The following is a 17,505-nucleotide window of genomic DNA, read 5'->3' on the forward strand; positions in this document are numbered from 1 at the left end:
TTTATAAAATTTTTGTTAAATTTTCAACAAAATAAAATCCCACTATTTTTCAACGAAAATTTCCAAACATTTCAATTATATAATGATGTAATTTTTGTAAATATGAATTTTTTTTAGTCACATGGTAAAATATATTTAAGAAATTTAAGAGTTAAAGGACAATGTATGATGATTAAACAAATAAATATTTCTAACATGCGCCATCTTGCATTACAATTAAACAAAGCCAAATCAGCTGGTTTTTCACATTTCATTCCTTATTCAAATGATATTAAAATCAATCATGATATGTTGGAAGCTATAGACTTAACACATAATTCAATAGCAGTAGATTATACTTTAAATGGTTTATATTTAAATGACTGTCGTTATTTTGGTGAGGATACATTAACATTTTTATCATGGATGAAAAATATTAACCACTATCCTAATATTATTTTTAATATTGAACGTGCTTTATTACATTTATCTAAGTATGATATTCAATCTATTATGGATTTAGCCGTTATTTCTGTTTTAAAAGACGAAATTGATATAGACAATCACGTCGTTTTTGATTTCATCAATGAATGTCGCACTAGCCATGCTTTTTGGGCATCATTAGATACATTCGATATTAAAAAAATAAATCATTTTGATTTGAACAAATTGGCATACATTCATGGTCACTCTATACCTTACAGTAAATTCAAATATCCTGGTAAAGAAGATGAAATGCGCTTTGTAGATAGTTGGCTTATCACTACGAAATTTAAATTACCCAAATGGATTTATAGAAAGATGCAAAATCATGCATTAAAAAAGCATCGTAATCTAAGCTATGTATATGATAAAGATCCTTCAAAAGTTAAAAATCATGTTGTGTTTTTAGGATTTGATTATGGTTATAGAGGTAACTCTAAATATTTATTCAATTATTTTGTGAAGAGAAATCCTACCACTGAAGCTTATTTCATTACTAACGATAGACGTGGACCATACTTTTTACCTACTGATGCAGAAAATAATAAAGAATTAATAGAAACTGCCAAAATTGTAGTCATTGAAAGTTATATTCCTGATGAGTTTAAACCAAATGGTACAGTTATTCAATTGTGGCATGGAACACCAATCAAAAAGCTCTTCTTAGATAGCAAAGAACCAGACCAAAATAAAAATATCTACAATTATAAGGCCCGTAAATATAATAAATGGCTAAAACAAGACTACCTTTTAACAGATTCCGAGGCAGCTACAGGCTTATTTGAAACGGCATTTCCTAATCAACATACTCAAATGATACCTTATGGTTATCCAAGAATTAGCTATTTACTACATTATCAGAATGATAAAAATCATCAGAAGAAAATTAAAGATGCATTAAATGTTGATCGAACAAAGCCAATATTATTGTATGCACCAACATGGCATGCGACAAAAGATTCAACTGAATTGATGTCGATTTCACCAGAATTAATAGAAGAATATCACGTCATTTTCAAAGGCCATATAGAGGATGACATGACACTTCCAGAAGGTGCAATTGAAGCACCAAATCATATTGAAACGCAAGATTTATTATTAATATCTGATGTCGTAATTACCGATTATTCTTCAATTATCTTTGATGCTTTAACTATTGGCAAAAAAGTATGTCTCTATACACCAAATCATGCGGCTTATCAACAAGAGCGTGGTGTTTATGATGATGTTATGGAAAGTTTATCTAAAGTTTGGTATACAGATGAAGATTTATTACACAATAACTTAATCCATCATACATTGACTGATATTTCTAATCATCCACTCGTGAACCGTAATAACACCTCACTAAAAAGACTAACTCAACTTATGCGAGATATTATCAATAATAAATAATATATAGCCTGGGACATAATTCAATGTCTCAGGCTACATATATATTGGCAATAGTTGACTGAATTAAAAAACGCACTTGTAAAAATTATTTTAATTCTAATCAACCTTGCCAGGGGATTGAGCCCCGAACCCCAACTCCCCTATTTTATTAGCACCAAACTTTATTCGTTCTATAGCTAAACTTCTCTTTCCATTATTAAATCTATATCGACGACTTCACCTGTTATAAATTCATGTTGTCCTGTGACTTCAAAGCCGTGCTTCTTATAGAATGATAATGCCTGTTGATTATGTTCCCATACACTTAACCAAACTTTATTTTTATTTAGTTCCTTCGCTTTATCAAGAGCCAATTGAATAAACTTTTGTCCTCTTCCCCCACCTTGATAGGTCTTGTAGAAATAAATTCTTTGAATCTCCAAATAATCTTAACCTTTAGGTTCAGTTTGAGCATTACCGACATTAAGTTTTAAATACCCTGCAATTTGATCATTCACCTTGTAAAAATAATGAAATGAATTAGGATTATTTAATTCATTTAACAACACTTTTTCATTATAGCTTTCTTTGAAAAATTGATTAAAATCCTCATCTGAATATTCTCCTTCAAATGTGTCATAAAACGTTGTCTCAGAAATTTGACGTAAGTCACTCACATCGCTATTTTCAATCATTGTTATATATTCACTCATCATTCTAACCTCCTAAAATACCGCTCATTATTCATTTTTTATTTTGTAACTTATTCCCTATTAACATGCCACTATGCATTAAATTCGTTTTATTTGTGAACAGAGCAAATTTCTATTGATAATATTTATCAATAAGTATAAAGTATAGATGATATTATTAACAATAATGAGTGAGGTTATCAATATGTTTGTATTAGGAATTACAGGACCGACAAGTTTAGTCGTTATTAGCATAATTGCATTAATAATTTTCGGACCTAAAAAATTACCACAATTTGGCCGAGCAATTGGTAGTACTTTGAAAGAATTTAAATCTGCAGCAGAAAATATAGATACAGATGAAAGTCATGATACTCCCAGTAAAGAGTCAAAACAACAACGAGAACACATTAAATAGTAATACACTTCTAGGACACTTTGATGAACTACGATCGCGTCTCGTCAAAGTGTTCATCGCTTTTATTGTTGCAACGATAATCGTATATGTATCATCACATTGGTGGATGAAACCATTTATACACTATATTAAACGTGCACATGTAACACTACATGCATTTTCATTTACTGAAATGATTCAGATTTACATTATGATTATCTTCTTTGTAGCGTTGTGTTTAATTATACCTATTGTGTTTTACCAATTATGGGCTTTTATTGCACCTGGCCTCCATGTTAATGAACGGGGATTTATTATTAAATATAGCTTATGGTGTGCACTGTTATTTATAATTGGAGTTGCATTTGCGTTTTTTATAGGATTTCCATTAATTATAAATTTCTCTTTAACATTATCTGAAGTTTTAAGTATTGAGCCTGTTATTGGTTTTAAAGCCTATTTGCATGAGTTAATACGATGGTTGCTAATTTTTGGTGTTCTTTTTCAACTCCCAACATTATTTATGGGGCTAGCTAAATTTGACTTAATCGATGTTAATGAACTTAAACACTATCGTAAGTATATTTATTTTGGTTGTTTTGTAGTGGCGAGTATTATTGCACCACCAGATATTACTTTGAATTTATTATTAACATTGCCTTTGATTATTTTATTTGAATTCAGTATGTTTATCGCAAGAATTACACAACGATCATAATATCTAATAAACCTCGAGTACTTGTTATTCCCACAAGTCTCGAGGTTTTATTTTACTATTCATGATAATTAGTTTAGATTAGTATTCTTTTGTTTGTTTTGGCGATTTTTTAAAATGAAGAACACAATAAACACTATATATATTAATTGAGCTACTATTGATTCAATATTAGGATAAAATCCTAAAAAACCAATTGTAGGTAAACCTTCAATACCATGCTGTAGAAGTGTGCCTAACAATTGTAGTTTTTGAATACTTACACCAAGCATTTTGAATGCCATAATAAAAATTAAAATTGAAAGGACTCTAAAGATGTAATAAATTGGAATAAGTTTCACTATGAATCTAAATAATAATGCGAAGATAATTAAAATTATAATCGCTAAAGCAATACCAATTACGAAGTCCATTGTTGTAATACTTCCTATCATACCCATGTAGAAAATAATCACTTCTACACCTTCACGTAAAACAGAAATTAATCCAATTGTACCTAACAATACTAGATTACCGTTACTAATAGCGTTTTGATACATATTTTGAATCATATCATTCCAACGTTTAGCACTTGATCGTCTATGCATCCAAATACCAACGATATACATTAGAACCACTGCAATTATTCCTAGTGTAGCTTCCATTCCTTCTCGTAGTAATCCATTATTACCTAGCGTTTGTATGAATACAACTGCTAACGTAATACTTAGTATTAAGCCTAATATTGAACCACCTATAACACTAGCTGTACCTTTATTATCTTTAACATTACGTGTCATTGTAGTTAATGTCATAATGACCAACAATACCTCTAAACCTTCACGTAAAAAGATAATCATAACATCTACAAATGTGTAACCGTCTTGACCAACAGTGTCTTTGATATCATTGTTGATGTCTTTTAATCCGTCTTTAACGCGATCTTTGTTATTCTGGTCTAGAATACTTTGATAATACGGTATTTTATCTTCAATTGTAGTATATAATGAACCGTTTTTTGTTTGAATTTTCCCTTCAACATATGGCCAAATTTGAACAAATTTAGATAATGCCGCATCAGTTTGATCTAAATTATTATCTTCTATCCCTTTAATCGCTTTATCCAACTCATCATTTAGTTGCGTTACTTTATATTTACCATTATCTGAGCTGGATTGTTTTTGATCGACCGTATCAATACTTGATTTGAAGGTTGTCCAGGCATTGTCTACTTTCTTAGTATCTAAAGGTTCTTTTTGGATAGCAACACGTAGTTGCATTAAGTTAACTTCAATTTGTCCATATTTACCTTCATCATAGTTTCTTATGGCTGTTTCATGAGTCGTCCAAATTTGATTTAAACTATTGTTAATTGATTGTAGCTCTGACTCATTTTTACTTTTGATTGCTTTTTTAATAGGATCATCTTTTGCAGCAACTTGTTGCTTCAATGTTTTAATCTCACCACTGATATCTTTGGTAGAAACTGCATCTTCATAAGCGATTAATGATTTAGTTAATTGTGATAATTTATCAGCTTTAGCATTCATTGAAGAGGCTTTATCTACCGCTTCAAGTTTTGACTTTACGTCTTTACCTTCTTTGTTATCTTTAATATTTAAAGATTTTACTTTTTCTTTAATATCAGCAAGTGCACTTTGCTTTTCTTTTTTACTTTTATCTTTATCTTCTATAGTTGATTTTGCATCAGTTATCGCTACATACACATCACTTATTTTGCTATCATCTGCAGCACTCACTTGATGTGCTGGGACAATTCTAATAACCGTTAGAATAAGGACTATCGCAACGACTAATTTAGTTAAATAAGGTTTCACCGATATAGCCTCCCTTTTTTACACCTGGTAACACAAGGAAGGATGCAGAACCTCGATGCGTAATATATTCATTTAACTTATCACTGTGTCCTAAATTATTTTGAATATCAATAAATTGTTGTGTTGATTTTTGGAAACAAATAAACATTAATCCTGTTTCCAACGCACCCGTTTTGGCATTTGTTCCATCATTATAATTATATGCACGTCGTTTGATTGATGTTTTCACTTCACGTGCTAGTCGCGCATGCGCGTTTGGATCGATAACATATTGACCACTGCTATCTTTAGCGTCTAAATCTATATTGTCGAATTCTTTTTTACCGGTTAATGGTGCTCCGGATGCTCGTTTACGTCCGAAAGTAGCTTCTTGCTCTTCTAATGATGTACGGTCCCATGTTTCTATATGAATTTGAATGCGTCGAATAATGCAATACGTTCCATTTTTAGCCCAACCGTCGTCAATGAAGACATACTTTTTAAGCTCGTCATTTTTACGAGGATTAACTGTACCATCTTTAAATGCCATTAAATTTCTAGGCGTTTCTTCTAGTTTGCCAGAGACAAAACCATTTTGTGACCATTTCATTTTAACAACATCTCTAAATGGACGAATTAAGTTGTGAATAGCATGGAATGTTACTTGTGGATCATTTGAACAAGCTTGAATCATAATATCTCCATCACTGTATTCATCATCTAGTTGGTCATTAGGAAAATGTGGTAAATCTTTAAATCCAGATGGGATTTTTGATGACATACCAATCTTTTTCAAAAATGATTTACTAATACCGTATGTCAATGTTAATTTACTAGCACCTAATCCGATTGATTCTCCAGTATCCACAGGGGGTAATAATTCATTTTGACTATCTTTTTCAGCAGGTGCACCATCGGTCATATTGACTGACATTTGCGTCCACTTCTTAAACATGTCTTTAATCGCTTGTTTATCTTTAGTCTTTAACTCTAATGCAACGAAGTTACAATTTTTTTGTGTCGGTGTTGTAATACCTGCTTGTACACGTCCATAAAACTCAAATGCATCTTTATCTTCATTCTCAGGTGTATCGAACATCGATTTAAATGAAAAAATACTGCCTGCCCCGCTAGCACCGATAACCACACCAGCGCCACCTATTCCTAACATTTTTAGAAAAGAGCGACGAGATACTTGGTCACTTTGATTATGATCTATTTTACTCATTCTGTAACCACAGCCATTTTACTTAGTGGTTCACCAAGTGAATTCACTGCATCTGATAGAGCTTTTCTATCTTCTTTAGTAACTGCACTATAATCTTTGAAGCCATCACCGTCTTTATACTTGTCTAATAGTTGGTTAACTTTATCAAAGTTCTTTTGAATATCAGCACTTAATTTTTTATCTTTTTTATTTAACTCAGGTTTAAACAATTCGTAGATTTTTTGTGCACCTTCGATATTAGCTTTAAAATCGTATAAGTCTGTATGTGAATAAATCTCTTCTTCACCTGTAATTTTAGATGTTGAAACTTCATTTAATAAATCAACTGATCCTTGTAACATTAATTTAGGAGTTATATCTAAAGTATCTGCTTTCGCATCTAATTCTTTAGCATCTTTTAATAATTGGTCTGCATCTTTTTTAGTTGTTGCATCTATTTTATTATCTTGATAAAGTGATTTCTCGATCTTATGATAACCTGTCCATTGATCTTCTTTTTTCTCTTCTTTCATATCTGCTAAACGAGCATCAATCTTAGGATCTAAATCACCAAAAGCTTCCGCAACAGGTTCTGATCTTTCATAATACATACGTACTTTAGGATATAATTCTTTCGCTTTATCCATATCATCAGCTTTTATAGCTGCAACAAATTTTTCAGTTCCATCCAAGAATTTATCAAGTTGACCATCAGTATACTTTTCATATTCTTTAGTTGCTTTTTGTAATGCTGCTTTGTTTTCCCCTTTACTACTCTGCGATTGCTTATCTTTATTACTATTATCGTCACTATGACTATTGTTGCCACAAGCCGCTAAAAGTAAAGAAGATGCTAATAAAATAGTTGGTAATTTTTTCATTATGTATTCACCTCAATATAGTTTAGAAGATTATCATTTGAAGATGAATCGTGTAATTATGTATACATTATATTTAACACCAACTTAATATCGTTGTTATGTCGTCTTTTATATTCATATAAACACTTTTAATTTTTCAATTGATAATCATTATCAAATTTATTATAGATTTAGCCCAATAAAGTGTCAATAACAATTCAAATACATTTTTAAATAAAAATTTTTTTATTTTTTGAAGCTCAGAGACTTTTAATTTACCTTTTATTTATAAGGCTTTGAAGCATACAACTGGTTTATTAAGGGTATAAAATAACCACTAATACAATATATAAAGGAGTCACATAATATGAGTAATCAATTTAAAGCTTTTTTAGTGGATAAAAACAACGATGGAAGCGTTAATAGTGACTTTACTCAGTTAACTACTGATGATTTACCTGAAGGTGAAGTCTTAATCAAAGTTCATTATTCAGGTATTAATTATAAAGACGCATTAGCTACAACGGATAATAATCAAATCCTTAAATCTTATCCTATGGTTCCTGGTATAGATTTAGCTGGTACCGTTGTTAAATCAGAAGATCCAACAATTAATGAAGGTGAAGAAGTCATTGTAACAAGTTATGATATGGGTGTAAGTCATTATGGAGGATTTAGTGAATACGCACGTGTAAATTCCGATTGGGTAGTTAAATTACCTGATAATATGACTTTAGAAGAAGCTATGATTTATGGTACAGCAGGCTATACAGCCGGTTTAGCTATTGAAAAATTGGAAAAAGCTGGTTTCATGACACTGGAAGGTGGCAAAGTTCTTGTACGTGGCGCATCTGGTGGTGTAGGTGCATTGGCAGTGCTAATGCTTTCTAATTTAGGATATAAAGTAGTTGCTAGTACAGGAAACAAATATGCCGGTGACAAACTTGAAGCTTTAGGGGCGAATGAAATTATTGATCGTATTACAGATAATGATGAAAAGCCATTAGGTTCAAGAACTTGGCAAGCTGCCATTGACCCTATTGGAGGAAATGGAACACCTTATGTCACTAATCGTATAGATAATAATGGTGGTGTCGCGCTAATTGGCTTAACAGGTGGTGTTTCTTTTGATACAACTGTCTATCCATTTATTTTAAGAGGCGTAAGTCTAGTTGGTATAGATTCTGTATTCACACCAATGAAATTACGTGAGCGTGTTTGGAGACGTTTAGCAACTGACTTAAAATCTGACAAACTTCATGATATTAAAAAAGTCATTTCATTTTCAGAATTACCAGATGCGATTTCAACTGTTTTAAACCACGATAATTTCGGTCGTATTATTATTGATTTTGATGCATAGTTAAATCGAAAAAAACCACTAGGACAATCCAGTCTCAATATCATAGAATGAAACAATATAAATACATGTTTTTCTATGATTTCGATTTGTCCTAGTGGTTTTTATAATTAAAACACGATATACATGCCACCTGATTTTGGCTCAGTAGTCTTGAATCCAAATTTTTCGTATAGTTTATCAGCTGGATAGTCTGCTATCAAACTAACATAAGTTCCCTTTTCAGCTACGGAATTAATATATGCCATTATTTTTTCCAAAATAACCCTACCATAGCCCTGTCCTTGATAATCTGGATCAACGGCTATATCTACAATTTGAAATGCCGTTCCACCATCACCTATAACTCTGCCCATTCCAATCAATTGTTGATCTTCATAAATCGTAATATTGAAACAGCCATTTGGTAAACCGTTTCGAGCTGCAGCTACTGATTTAGGGCTCATTCCTGCCTTAACTCTTAAGTCACAATACGCTTGAACCTCTGGTGGCTCATTAGAATATCTAATCATTATTTTCTATCCCCTTAATATAATCTTATATATATTGATTAATAACTTTTTTATTTGATTCTTTGAATACATCATTGTGACTTGAAACATATCCTTCTTTGTATGCATCAGGATCAATGTAAGTTTTAGCTAAGTTTGCTGCATTTCCAGCATCACTAAACGCGCTAGCAATGAGGTGTACTTTAGCATCATGATGTACAATATCCCCACAAGCAAAGATGCCAGGAATATTTGTTGTCGTGTTGCCAAAGCCTTTAACGCGATATTCATCGTATAAATCAAGTTTAGATGTACAGTCTTTAAGTAGTGGATTCTCATGATCAAAACCATGACTAACAATAACATCATCAAACGCTTGTGTCGTAACTTCTCCAGTCTCAATATTTTCAAGTTTTACTTCTTTAATACATTCACATTTATTGTCACCTATTAACTCTTTAATTTGTGTTTTAGGCAACAGGTTCACATTTAACGCTTTAAGTACGCTTATCATTGCTTCATAGCCTTTAATGTCTGATTTTCTATAAACAAGTGTAATCGAATTTGCAATATTAGCTAAATCTCTTGCCCAATCTAAAGCAGTGTTACCCCCACCAGAAATTAGAATATCTTTTCCCTTAAATTTTGAGAAAGATTGCACAACATAATGTAAATTTGTTAAACGATAACGCTCTGCATCTTTAATTTGAAGAGGCTTAGGATTAATAATCCCTCCGCCTACAGCAAATATTACAGCTTTTGACTCATAAATTTTTCCGCTATCTGTTTCTACTTCGAAATGTCTTTCTTCTATTTTGCGTATATCTGTTACACGTTCGTTTAAATTAACTTTAGGGTTGAAATGTAAGCCTTGGTTAATCATATCTTTAATGATTTCATTACATGGTTTAGGCGCTACACCACCAATATCCCAAATAATCTTTTCTGGATAGATTTGCATTTTTCCACCTAATTTATCTTGTACGTCAATGATTCTCACAGACATTCCTCGTAAACCAGCATAGAAACTCGCAAATAATCCAGCAGGTCCACCACCAATTATAGTTACATCTTGCATTGTAAATCCTCCCAAGATTATGTCCCGTTTCGAATGATAATTATTATCATTATTTTGCCTTAATTATACTATATGTGCATATATTATTGAAGAAAATCATATCTTAATTGCAATTCTACTTTATTAGCTAAAAAAAAGACTTTTCATCAATAACACGATTGTGCTATTAAAAATGAAAAGTCTAACTTCAAATCAATTAATCTCTTGGTTCTTTGAGTGCTGCTTGTCGAATTAAGAAAAATAACAATAATAATCCTGCTAGCATTCCTGTATGACCAATACCTGCAAATCCAGCAAATGCTTCTGGAGAAAAGCTTTTCCCTAATACTTGGAATGTTCCTTTCGTTACCATCATACCAATGGTTGCCAAAACACTAATGTTATAAACGATGAAGAACCAGTTAAATAAATAGTAACTACTTAATTTAAATACCTTTTCTAATGGTATCAGTATTAAAAACATAAACATACCTAAAATCAGTGTATGCGTATGTACAATAGATAATTGTGTATCACCCGTAAAATGATGTGCTTTTGTCAATTCTCTATAGTAGAACCCGCTGAAAAGTCCCAAGATCATATAGACCAAAAATGCATATAATAATCGTCGCATAAACAATGCCTCCCTCACATTAATATTATAATTTATTATCATCAACTTTACAGTGACAATATTTGTAATATTGAGTCACTTGTTAATAAATCGAATTATGAGAGTGAGGGATTTTAACTGAGTCAAACTTGATATACAATTCAACTCAGTTTAATAAGTTATGCCTATTTACAAAGAGACTTGGTCCTAGCCTCACTCGTTACATTATTTATTTCTTGAATGTTTAAATAATGCGACTAATGATAATATAATTGCGATGATTGACACAATCCATAAAGCAATTGAGCCACCTGAAGATGTTTGTTCACTAGCAGTATCTTTTGATTTTTCATCTTTTACATCTACTGCATTAGCATTCTTTTTAACTTCTAACGTTGGTGCTGGGTGTTCGCTATTTTCTTTTCCAGTCCATTTAACTTTATCATCGTTATCATAGGTTTGAATTGCTTTAAATGCATACTTACCTTCATCTTTAGGGCTGGCTACAACAATAGGAAAATCCATAAATTCATCTGGCCCAATGCCTTTACCTTTAGCAGTCCAAATAATTTTAGTAATGTTACCTTTTTTATCTTTATCTAACTTATACTTATAGCCCTCTACTGGTTGTATATTAACAACTTGAACTTCTTTTGGTACTTCTAATTCTACTTTTTCAGTATGATCTTTTTGTTCTACAGGAACTCTAACATCTACTTTTTCATAAGATTCTGGGTCAACTGCTTTTGGGTTTAAAGTAACATGCGCATCTGCTACTTTAAAGAAACCTAATGTAAAAAAGAGTATGAAACTTGTCGCTAATAATTTTTTTATCATCTTTTTTCTCCTTTTATGGAATACTGATTTGGCTCATAATTACTCCGACTAAAATAAGTAATATACCAATTAAGACTTCTATAATTAATGAAGATTTATTTACTCTATTACGTTTATTGAGTGCACGTGTTGTTTGCAATAATCCCAATAACATCATCATTAAAGTACCAAAAACTTTAATTAATAAGAATACCGTCCAAGTTTGCATATTTGTCCAAATTGACAAAATCTTCGTTTGATCAATAGACATTAATACACCTGAAATAATGATTATTGCTACCGCTGCAGCATTAACTTTGAATAATATTTCTCGCAATAAATCTACGGCATCTTTTTTACGTGTAAATACTGAAATCAATAAATAGCTTAATGCACCTAACCATAAACTAATACCTATTAAATGTAGTGTTCTTAGTATGATAGACCATAATGGTACGCTTTGTGACCATACATGCCCTGACATACTCATTGCTAGAATCATTGCAATAGATACAATCCAGTACCATGATTTCTCCATGTTTCTTAAGACGAATAAACCACTTAATACAATTAAAGCAATGGCACTTAATATGTAAGGGAATTGTGTTATTGCACTAGGCTCAAGAGATAGTATTGCATCTAATACATCCGAAGACAATGTCATTAAATAAAGTACAAGTGACATCAAGTATGCCATCATCATTATTAAGGACACTGCAATATGTCTAGGAAATACATCGAATGTAGATAGGTTATTACGTCGTGCAATACCATTTAACCAATATAGACCTACAAGAATTATCGTTGCACCTTCAGCTATGTATCTGAATAACCCAAACCAGAAATTAGGTTTTTCGTAAAATGCTGGAGATGTATCAATACCGTTAGCTGTCTTCTTACCTACTGAAAACTCAAAACGATCACTAATCTCATGACCGTCAGCAGAAACTGTATGCCATTCTAATTGCTGTGTCCCTTGTTGAACTTTATCAGTAGGAAATGTAAGTGTCTTTGAATGTCCGGTTGTTGTAGGATCAATATCCCCTACTTTATCCCCTTTATCATTATATATTGTAATACCTGAGTATTCAGCGTTAACGGGTTCATTAAACGTTAACTCTATCGTATTAGGCGCTTTCGATATAACCCCATTTTGTGGTGGTGTAGTTTTTTCCAAAGTTGCATGCGCAGATGCGACATTATGAAGAGTTGGAATTAACAATAATAAAAACGTCATTATCAATGCCAAAGCTACTTTAGAACTTCGCTGTAAATTCACCATTGACGTCCTCCCATAAAATTTTGCTCATTTACTTATGATAAAATAATGCGTGCTATTTAACAATAATTATTCTAATTTGTCACTTTTTATCCAAAAATAAAAGCGAGACTGAAATCGAAATCATTTCATCGCCTCGCTCACCCATTTTATAAAATTATAGATTATAAACAACTTATTATTAGTGCTATTGCCGGTTTCAATTCATTTAGCCAGTATTTTTTCGTGCTAAAACCACTATACTATGTTATTCCGCTTCAATTAAAGATGCTTTATCAACTGTTAATCGATTTCTTAGTGAATACACAATAAACATAGCTAAAAATGCACATACTGTTTCAGCTATTAATAATGACCAAATGACACCACTTAAGCCAAATAAGCTATTTAAGACAAATAGAACTGGAATAATAACTGTTCCTTGTGCGATGGCCATTATTGTAGCCCCACGACCCTGTCCAGTAGCTTGCAACATGCCAGTAAATAAAAATCCAATGCCATTTAAAAGTAATGATGTCATAGTCACTTTTAAAATAAATGTAGCTAGAGTAACAATTTGAGGATCCGTACTAAATAAATGAACAATTGAATGTCCGGCTACAAGAACGACAGCCATGCAAACTGCAAATATAACAGCAATAGACACGATGACCACTTTAATGGTATCTTTCATTCTTGTTTTATTAGATACGAAATTATACGCAATTAGAGGTACAACACCTTCTGAAAGTCCCATTATGATTAGTTCTGGGAATTGAACAAGTCTAAATGAGATGCCGTAACTTGCTATCGCATAGTTACCATATGTTGCTAAGAATAAATTAACGACTAAACCAGTTACTCCCATTAGAACTACCATCAAGAAAGCTGGAATTCCAATTTTAAAAATTTCTTGCATCATTGCTTTAGTTGTTTTGGCATGTTTGATATTAAATGATAAGGTCTCATTTTTTCTAGAAAAGTAAACAATGAAAAATAACGCCGCAACAGTATTTGAAATTGCAGTACCTAATGCTGCACCTACAACATCTAAGTGCAAACCAAAAATTAAAATAGGATCTAAAATGATGTTTATACCAACGCTTGAAAGCATTCCTATCATAGAAATAATCGGTTTACCAATGGCTCTAGCAAACTGCTCTAAAACGAAGAATAGAATAACGAACGGTGTACTTAAGAATTCAATTTTCAAATAATCACTCGTATAGTTTAACGTTTCACCACTTGCACCTAGAATACTAGCTACTTGATCTGTAAATGGTAAGGTTACAACAGCAATAATAAGTCCCAATACTAGACTACTATATATTGAAAAACTACTTACATAATGACTTTTAGTGTAGTCCTTCGCACCTAGCAATCTAGAAATATAAGTTCCACCACCAACACCGAATAAATTACCAAACGCCATCAATACTGCAAATATAGGTAATGTTAAAGAAATAGCTGAAATCATATGACTATTATCTAGGAAACCAATAAAATATACATTTAAGATTCCGTAAATGACACTGAGTAGTGATCCTATCATCATCGGTAATGAGAAATGCATCATAGCTTTAAATATTGATGATTTCTCAAAGTAAAATAATTGTTCGTCTTTCATTTCCATAATCTCCTTTATGTTAGACATCTAATAATTAGATATCTAACTATTAGTTTAAAAATTTTGCTAGCTGAATTTCACAACTTGGTTTAAATTACAGCTAGCCATAATAATTACTTTTCTGTCTTAATATTATTCAACATGCGTTCAAATAAGTCCTTAAGTTGTTGCTTCTCACTCTCATTAAAATCTTTAACAAGAATAGCTTCTATATCATCGAAGATACTTACAAAAGATTCAACAAGTTGCATACCTTCTTGAGTTAGTTTTAAATTTTTACGTCTGGAGTCGTCAGGGTCAACCATTCTATAAATAAGTCCTTTATTTTCTAAACCCTTCAATGTTGAACTTACTGTTGATCCCTTTCTTTTAAATGTCTTTAATAATTCATTTTGTGTAATGCCTCGATCTTTGTGCCTGTACATGTAACCTAACGTATGACTTTGTTCTTGTGTAACGTTGTACTCATCTAGTTTACGGTCAGCATAATGTTTCATCTCATGCGCTAACATTCTGACTAAATATTGATACGTTGCATCCATGGTCTCACTCCATTTCGTTAGATGTCTAACGAATATAATACTCCGATTTTAATAATAGTCAATCGATATATTAAAGTTTAAATTTTCTGATTTTTTTATTAAAATAAAACCCCCGATTTAATAGCAATCTGCTAAATCGAGGGATAAAATTAAATTCTTATGATGGAATTTCAGTACGTTTATTACTATGTTTTCTTACAATAGCTGCAGTTAAACTAGATATTGCGCCAAATATAATAAAGCCAATCATCATCCATATAGTTGAATTCATTTCAATGTGACTACCCATGTAGATAATTTCTCTAAGTGTATTTGTATAGTGAGTAAATGGATCAAAGTCATAAACCCAACCTTGATAGCCTTTAGGAAGCATTTGTTTTGGTAATGTTACTAATTGCATGCTAAAGAACATTAAAATAACAAAGATTGGAATTGCTTTCATGCCTAACCACACCATGATGCCTAGAATTAATCCAATAAATCCAAGGATTGATATAGCTAAGAAGAGTGCTACTCTATTAGTATTATTGAAATCAAATCCTAATACACCATGCATGAAGTAGACATACGCGAAACTTCCAGCAAATGCTGTAATAACTGCTAATAACATTTGGCCTAATGAAGCGATAACTCTGTGTTGAAGTTTGAAGTTATTACTTGTTCTGAAAGCAAAGAATAATAATACTGATGCTACAAGTGATCCCATCCATACTGGCATAAACATTAAGAATGGTGCGTTACCGCCACCTTGATGATCTTTTACTTTATGAATTTCTTTATTATCAACTTTAACAGGATTTGTAATGCCTTTAATATCTGAGGCACTCACTTTAACGTCTTGCTTTTCTAATGTGCTAAGACTTTGAGAAGTAATTTGTTTATTTAAATTATCTCCCATTCCATCAAGTACGTTACCAGTAATGGTAGCTGCTTGCATACTTGCACCTTTATTTACAATTGTTTTAAATGTCGCTTGTTTTACATCAACTTTTTGATTGCCCATTTTTTTCTGCATTTGTTGAACAGCTGCGGCTGGAATTTCGCCTGATTCAACTTTTTCTTTCATTTCTGCTTTTTTACTATCCATTACTACTTTTTGTGTTTTACTCATTGCATTTTTTGAAAAGTCTTTGTTAAAAATAGCTACCCCATAGTATTTTTCATCTTTAAGACCTTTTTTAATATCTGATTCTTTATCAACTTTAACTCACTTAACAGTATCAGAATCACTATCCATTAATTTATCTTCAATTTTTTTCCCGATATTTACTTTATTACCTTGAATGTCTACACCTTTATCATTGTTTACAACGGCTATTGGCAATTGCTTTGGTTTTGGATTAAACGCTGGATAAAAAGCCAAAGAGAATATAACTAATAATAATATCGCTGCAATAGGTGCAAGCCATAATAGTTTGCTTTTAAAAATATTCATGAAATCTAACCTCCTAAAATTTATTGAACAATGTGTTGAATATTTAATACCTTGTAAATTATAATGAGATAGTCAAAAATAAACAATAATCAATTATTCAAATACCGTACGTTATTGAACAGATTGTAGATTTTTGTCTATTTACTATTAGGAGGTCGATATTTAATGAAGGAAGACAGGAGAATAAGAAAGACAAAATCAGCTATTAAACGTGCATTTACAGACCTTTTAAAAAAGAAAGACCTCGACAAAATCACTGTTCAAGATATTTCAAATCAAGCAGATATTAATCGTGGTACATTTTATTTACATTATGAAGATAAATACATGTTATTAACTGATATGGAAGATGAATACATTTCACAAATTTGGTCATCAACTCAATTTAATCAACTCGACACTAGTACACCAGAAAATACAGCTGATGATTTTATTAATAATATTTTGACCAAAGTATTACAACATATCTCCGATAATATGGACTTTTACCATACGATTCTTCAATTAGAACGTAAAAGTAGACTTGAAGAAAAAGTTCATTCCTTAATTAAAGAAAATCTGCAAAAATATATTAGTATTGAACATGAGATAGATGGTATTCCTGAAATGTATTTTCATAGTTATGTTTCAGGTGCTACTATTTCAATCATCAAATATTGGGTACAAGACGATAATCGTATTTCTGTAAATGATTTAACAAAACATATTTTTAATATTATTTATAATGGCCCATTACGTATTATGATTCAAAATCATTATGAACGTACCCAATCCAACTGAGACTAAATGAATATGAAAGGAAT

Annotated in this window: 15 protein-coding genes and 2 pseudogenes; 5 read left to right on the forward strand and 12 right to left on the reverse strand. The window is 31.5% G+C overall.

The window, feature by feature from the left end:
* Window positions 1-168: 168 nt before the first annotated feature.
* On the forward strand, window positions 169-1,857 hold the full coding sequence (locus tag SBL15_RS09380) for a CDP-glycerol glycerophosphotransferase family protein (protein WP_107612051.1): 1,689 nt from the start codon (window positions 169-171) through the stop codon (window positions 1,855-1,857).
* 176 nt (window positions 1,858-2,033) lie between these two features.
* Here SBL15_RS09380 and SBL15_RS09385 read toward each other — a convergent pair.
* A pseudogene (locus SBL15_RS09385) lies at window positions 2,034-2,549 on the reverse strand (GNAT family N-acetyltransferase).
* A gap of 166 nt (window positions 2,550-2,715) precedes the next feature.
* Here SBL15_RS09385 and SBL15_RS09390 point away from each other — a divergent pair.
* On the forward strand, window positions 2,716-2,946 hold the full coding sequence (locus SBL15_RS09390; RefSeq protein ID WP_370444502.1) for a twin-arginine translocase TatA/TatE family subunit: 231 nt from the start codon (window positions 2,716-2,718) through the stop codon (window positions 2,944-2,946).
* Window positions 2,897-3,643, forward strand: a complete 747-nt coding sequence (tatC, locus tag SBL15_RS09395; protein WP_053016589.1) for a twin-arginine translocase subunit TatC — start codon at window positions 2,897-2,899, stop codon at window positions 3,641-3,643. The genes SBL15_RS09390 and tatC overlap by 50 nt, the downstream gene beginning before the upstream one ends.
* 68 nt (window positions 3,644-3,711) lie before the next feature.
* Here the strand turns inward: tatC and SBL15_RS09400 are convergent, their stop codons facing one another.
* The 3 genes from SBL15_RS09400 to efeO are packed head-to-tail and all read right to left on the reverse strand — an operon-like array spanning window position 3,712 to window position 7,524.
* Window positions 3,712-5,457 (reverse strand): FTR1 family protein, encoded by a 1,746-nt coding sequence (locus SBL15_RS09400; RefSeq protein ID WP_107612049.1) that lies wholly within the window; start codon window positions 5,455-5,457, stop codon window positions 3,712-3,714.
* Window positions 5,438-6,664 (reverse strand): iron uptake transporter deferrochelatase/peroxidase subunit, encoded by a 1,227-nt coding sequence (efeB, locus tag SBL15_RS09405; RefSeq protein ID WP_107612048.1) that lies wholly within the window; start codon window positions 6,662-6,664, stop codon window positions 5,438-5,440. The genes SBL15_RS09400 and efeB overlap by 20 nt, the downstream gene beginning before the upstream one ends.
* The gene (gene efeO, locus SBL15_RS09410; protein ID WP_107612047.1) at window positions 6,661-7,524 is read right to left on the reverse strand and encodes an iron uptake system protein EfeO; all 864 of its coding nucleotides are present in this window, start codon (window positions 7,522-7,524) and stop codon (window positions 6,661-6,663) included. The genes efeB and efeO overlap by 4 nt, the downstream gene beginning before the upstream one ends.
* A gap of 346 nt (window positions 7,525-7,870) precedes the next feature.
* Here efeO and SBL15_RS09415 point away from each other — a divergent pair, with 346 nt between their 5' ends.
* The gene (locus tag SBL15_RS09415; protein ID WP_053018376.1) at window positions 7,871-8,866 is read left to right on the forward strand and encodes an acryloyl-CoA reductase; all 996 of its coding nucleotides are present in this window, start codon (window positions 7,871-7,873) and stop codon (window positions 8,864-8,866) included.
* A 107-nt stretch (window positions 8,867-8,973) separates the two neighbouring features.
* Here SBL15_RS09415 and SBL15_RS09420 read toward each other — a convergent pair whose 3' ends face one another.
* The 8 genes and pseudogenes from SBL15_RS09420 to SBL15_RS09455 all read right to left on the reverse strand — a co-directional run bounded on the left by SBL15_RS09420 (window position 8,974) and on the right by SBL15_RS09455 (window position 16,702).
* Entirely contained in the window at window positions 8,974-9,375 is a 402-nt protein-coding gene (locus SBL15_RS09420) for a GNAT family N-acetyltransferase (protein WP_053016581.1), read from the reverse strand.
* A 25-nt stretch (window positions 9,376-9,400) separates the two neighbouring features.
* Window positions 9,401-10,432 (reverse strand): NAD(P)/FAD-dependent oxidoreductase, encoded by a 1,032-nt coding sequence (locus SBL15_RS09425; protein ID WP_037535806.1) that lies wholly within the window; start codon window positions 10,430-10,432, stop codon window positions 9,401-9,403.
* A 196-nt stretch (window positions 10,433-10,628) separates the two neighbouring features.
* A complete protein-coding gene (locus SBL15_RS09430; RefSeq protein WP_037535805.1) occupies window positions 10,629-11,045 on the reverse strand; it encodes a DUF2871 domain-containing protein in 417 nt (138 codons plus the stop codon).
* 204 nt (window positions 11,046-11,249) lie between these two features.
* On the reverse strand, window positions 11,250-11,861 hold the full coding sequence (locus tag SBL15_RS09435; RefSeq protein ID WP_053041426.1) for a YcnI family protein: 612 nt from the start codon (window positions 11,859-11,861) through the stop codon (window positions 11,250-11,252).
* A 13-nt stretch (window positions 11,862-11,874) separates the two neighbouring features.
* Window positions 11,875-13,122, reverse strand: coding sequence for a copper resistance protein CopC (locus SBL15_RS09440; protein ID WP_317955831.1), 1,248 nt, complete (start codon window positions 13,120-13,122; stop codon window positions 11,875-11,877).
* Window positions 13,123-13,366: 244 nt separating this feature from the next.
* Window positions 13,367-14,725 carry an MATE family efflux transporter gene (locus SBL15_RS09445; protein WP_107612044.1) on the reverse strand — a complete coding sequence of 453 codons (1,359 nt, stop codon included), beginning with the start codon at window positions 14,723-14,725 and terminating at the stop codon, window positions 13,367-13,369.
* Between the two features lie 113 nt (window positions 14,726-14,838).
* A complete protein-coding gene (locus tag SBL15_RS09450) occupies window positions 14,839-15,267 on the reverse strand; it encodes a MarR family winged helix-turn-helix transcriptional regulator (RefSeq protein ID WP_037535798.1) in 429 nt (142 codons plus the stop codon).
* 157 nt (window positions 15,268-15,424) lie between these two features.
* A pseudogene (locus tag SBL15_RS09455) lies at window positions 15,425-16,702 on the reverse strand (YhgE/Pip domain-containing protein).
* Window positions 16,703-16,867: 165 nt separating this feature from the next.
* Here SBL15_RS09455 and SBL15_RS09460 point away from each other — a divergent pair.
* Window positions 16,868-17,482 carry a TetR/AcrR family transcriptional regulator gene (locus SBL15_RS09460; RefSeq protein WP_107612042.1) on the forward strand — a complete coding sequence of 205 codons (615 nt, stop codon included), beginning with the start codon at window positions 16,868-16,870 and terminating at the stop codon, window positions 17,480-17,482.
* The last annotated feature ends 23 nt before the right edge of the window (window positions 17,483-17,505 follow it).

The organism is Staphylococcus sp. NWU MKU2 (assembly GCF_033283605.1).
Lineage (GTDB): Bacteria > Bacillota > Bacilli > Staphylococcales > Staphylococcaceae > Staphylococcus > Staphylococcus haemolyticus.

Bases quoted from the DNA above. Each gene is read 5' to 3' on its own strand.
- SBL15_RS09445 (WP_107612044.1), bottom strand. From the start codon at position 14,725: ATGAAAGACGAACAATTATTTTACTTTGAGAAATCATCAATATTTAAA.
- SBL15_RS09390 (WP_370444502.1), top strand. From the start codon at position 2,716: ATGAGTGAGGTTATCAATATGTTTGTATTAGGAATTACAGGACCGACA.
- SBL15_RS09440 (WP_317955831.1), bottom strand. From the start codon at position 13,122: ATGGTGAATTTACAGCGAAGTTCTAAAGTAGCTTTGGCATTGATAATG.
- SBL15_RS09425 (WP_037535806.1), bottom strand. From the start codon at position 10,432: ATGCAAGATGTAACTATAATTGGTGGTGGACCTGCTGGATTATTTGCG.
- SBL15_RS09380 (WP_107612051.1), top strand. From the start codon at position 169: ATGATTAAACAAATAAATATTTCTAACATGCGCCATCTTGCATTACAA.
- SBL15_RS09415 (WP_053018376.1), top strand. From the start codon at position 7,871: ATGAGTAATCAATTTAAAGCTTTTTTAGTGGATAAAAACAACGATGGA.
- SBL15_RS09430 (WP_037535805.1), bottom strand. From the start codon at position 11,045: ATGCGACGATTATTATATGCATTTTTGGTCTATATGATCTTGGGACTT.
- efeB (WP_107612048.1), bottom strand. From the start codon at position 6,664: ATGAGTAAAATAGATCATAATCAAAGTGACCAAGTATCTCGTCGCTCT.
- efeO (WP_107612047.1), bottom strand. From the start codon at position 7,524: ATGAAAAAATTACCAACTATTTTATTAGCATCTTCTTTACTTTTAGCG.
- SBL15_RS09460 (WP_107612042.1), top strand. From the start codon at position 16,868: ATGAAGGAAGACAGGAGAATAAGAAAGACAAAATCAGCTATTAAACGT.
- SBL15_RS09435 (WP_053041426.1), bottom strand. From the start codon at position 11,861: ATGATAAAAAAATTATTAGCGACAAGTTTCATACTCTTTTTTACATTA.
- SBL15_RS09450 (WP_037535798.1), bottom strand. From the start codon at position 15,267: ATGGATGCAACGTATCAATATTTAGTCAGAATGTTAGCGCATGAGATG.
- SBL15_RS09420 (WP_053016581.1), bottom strand. From the start codon at position 9,375: ATGATTAGATATTCTAATGAGCCACCAGAGGTTCAAGCGTATTGTGAC.
- tatC (WP_053016589.1), top strand. From the start codon at position 2,897: ATGATACTCCCAGTAAAGAGTCAAAACAACAACGAGAACACATTAAAT.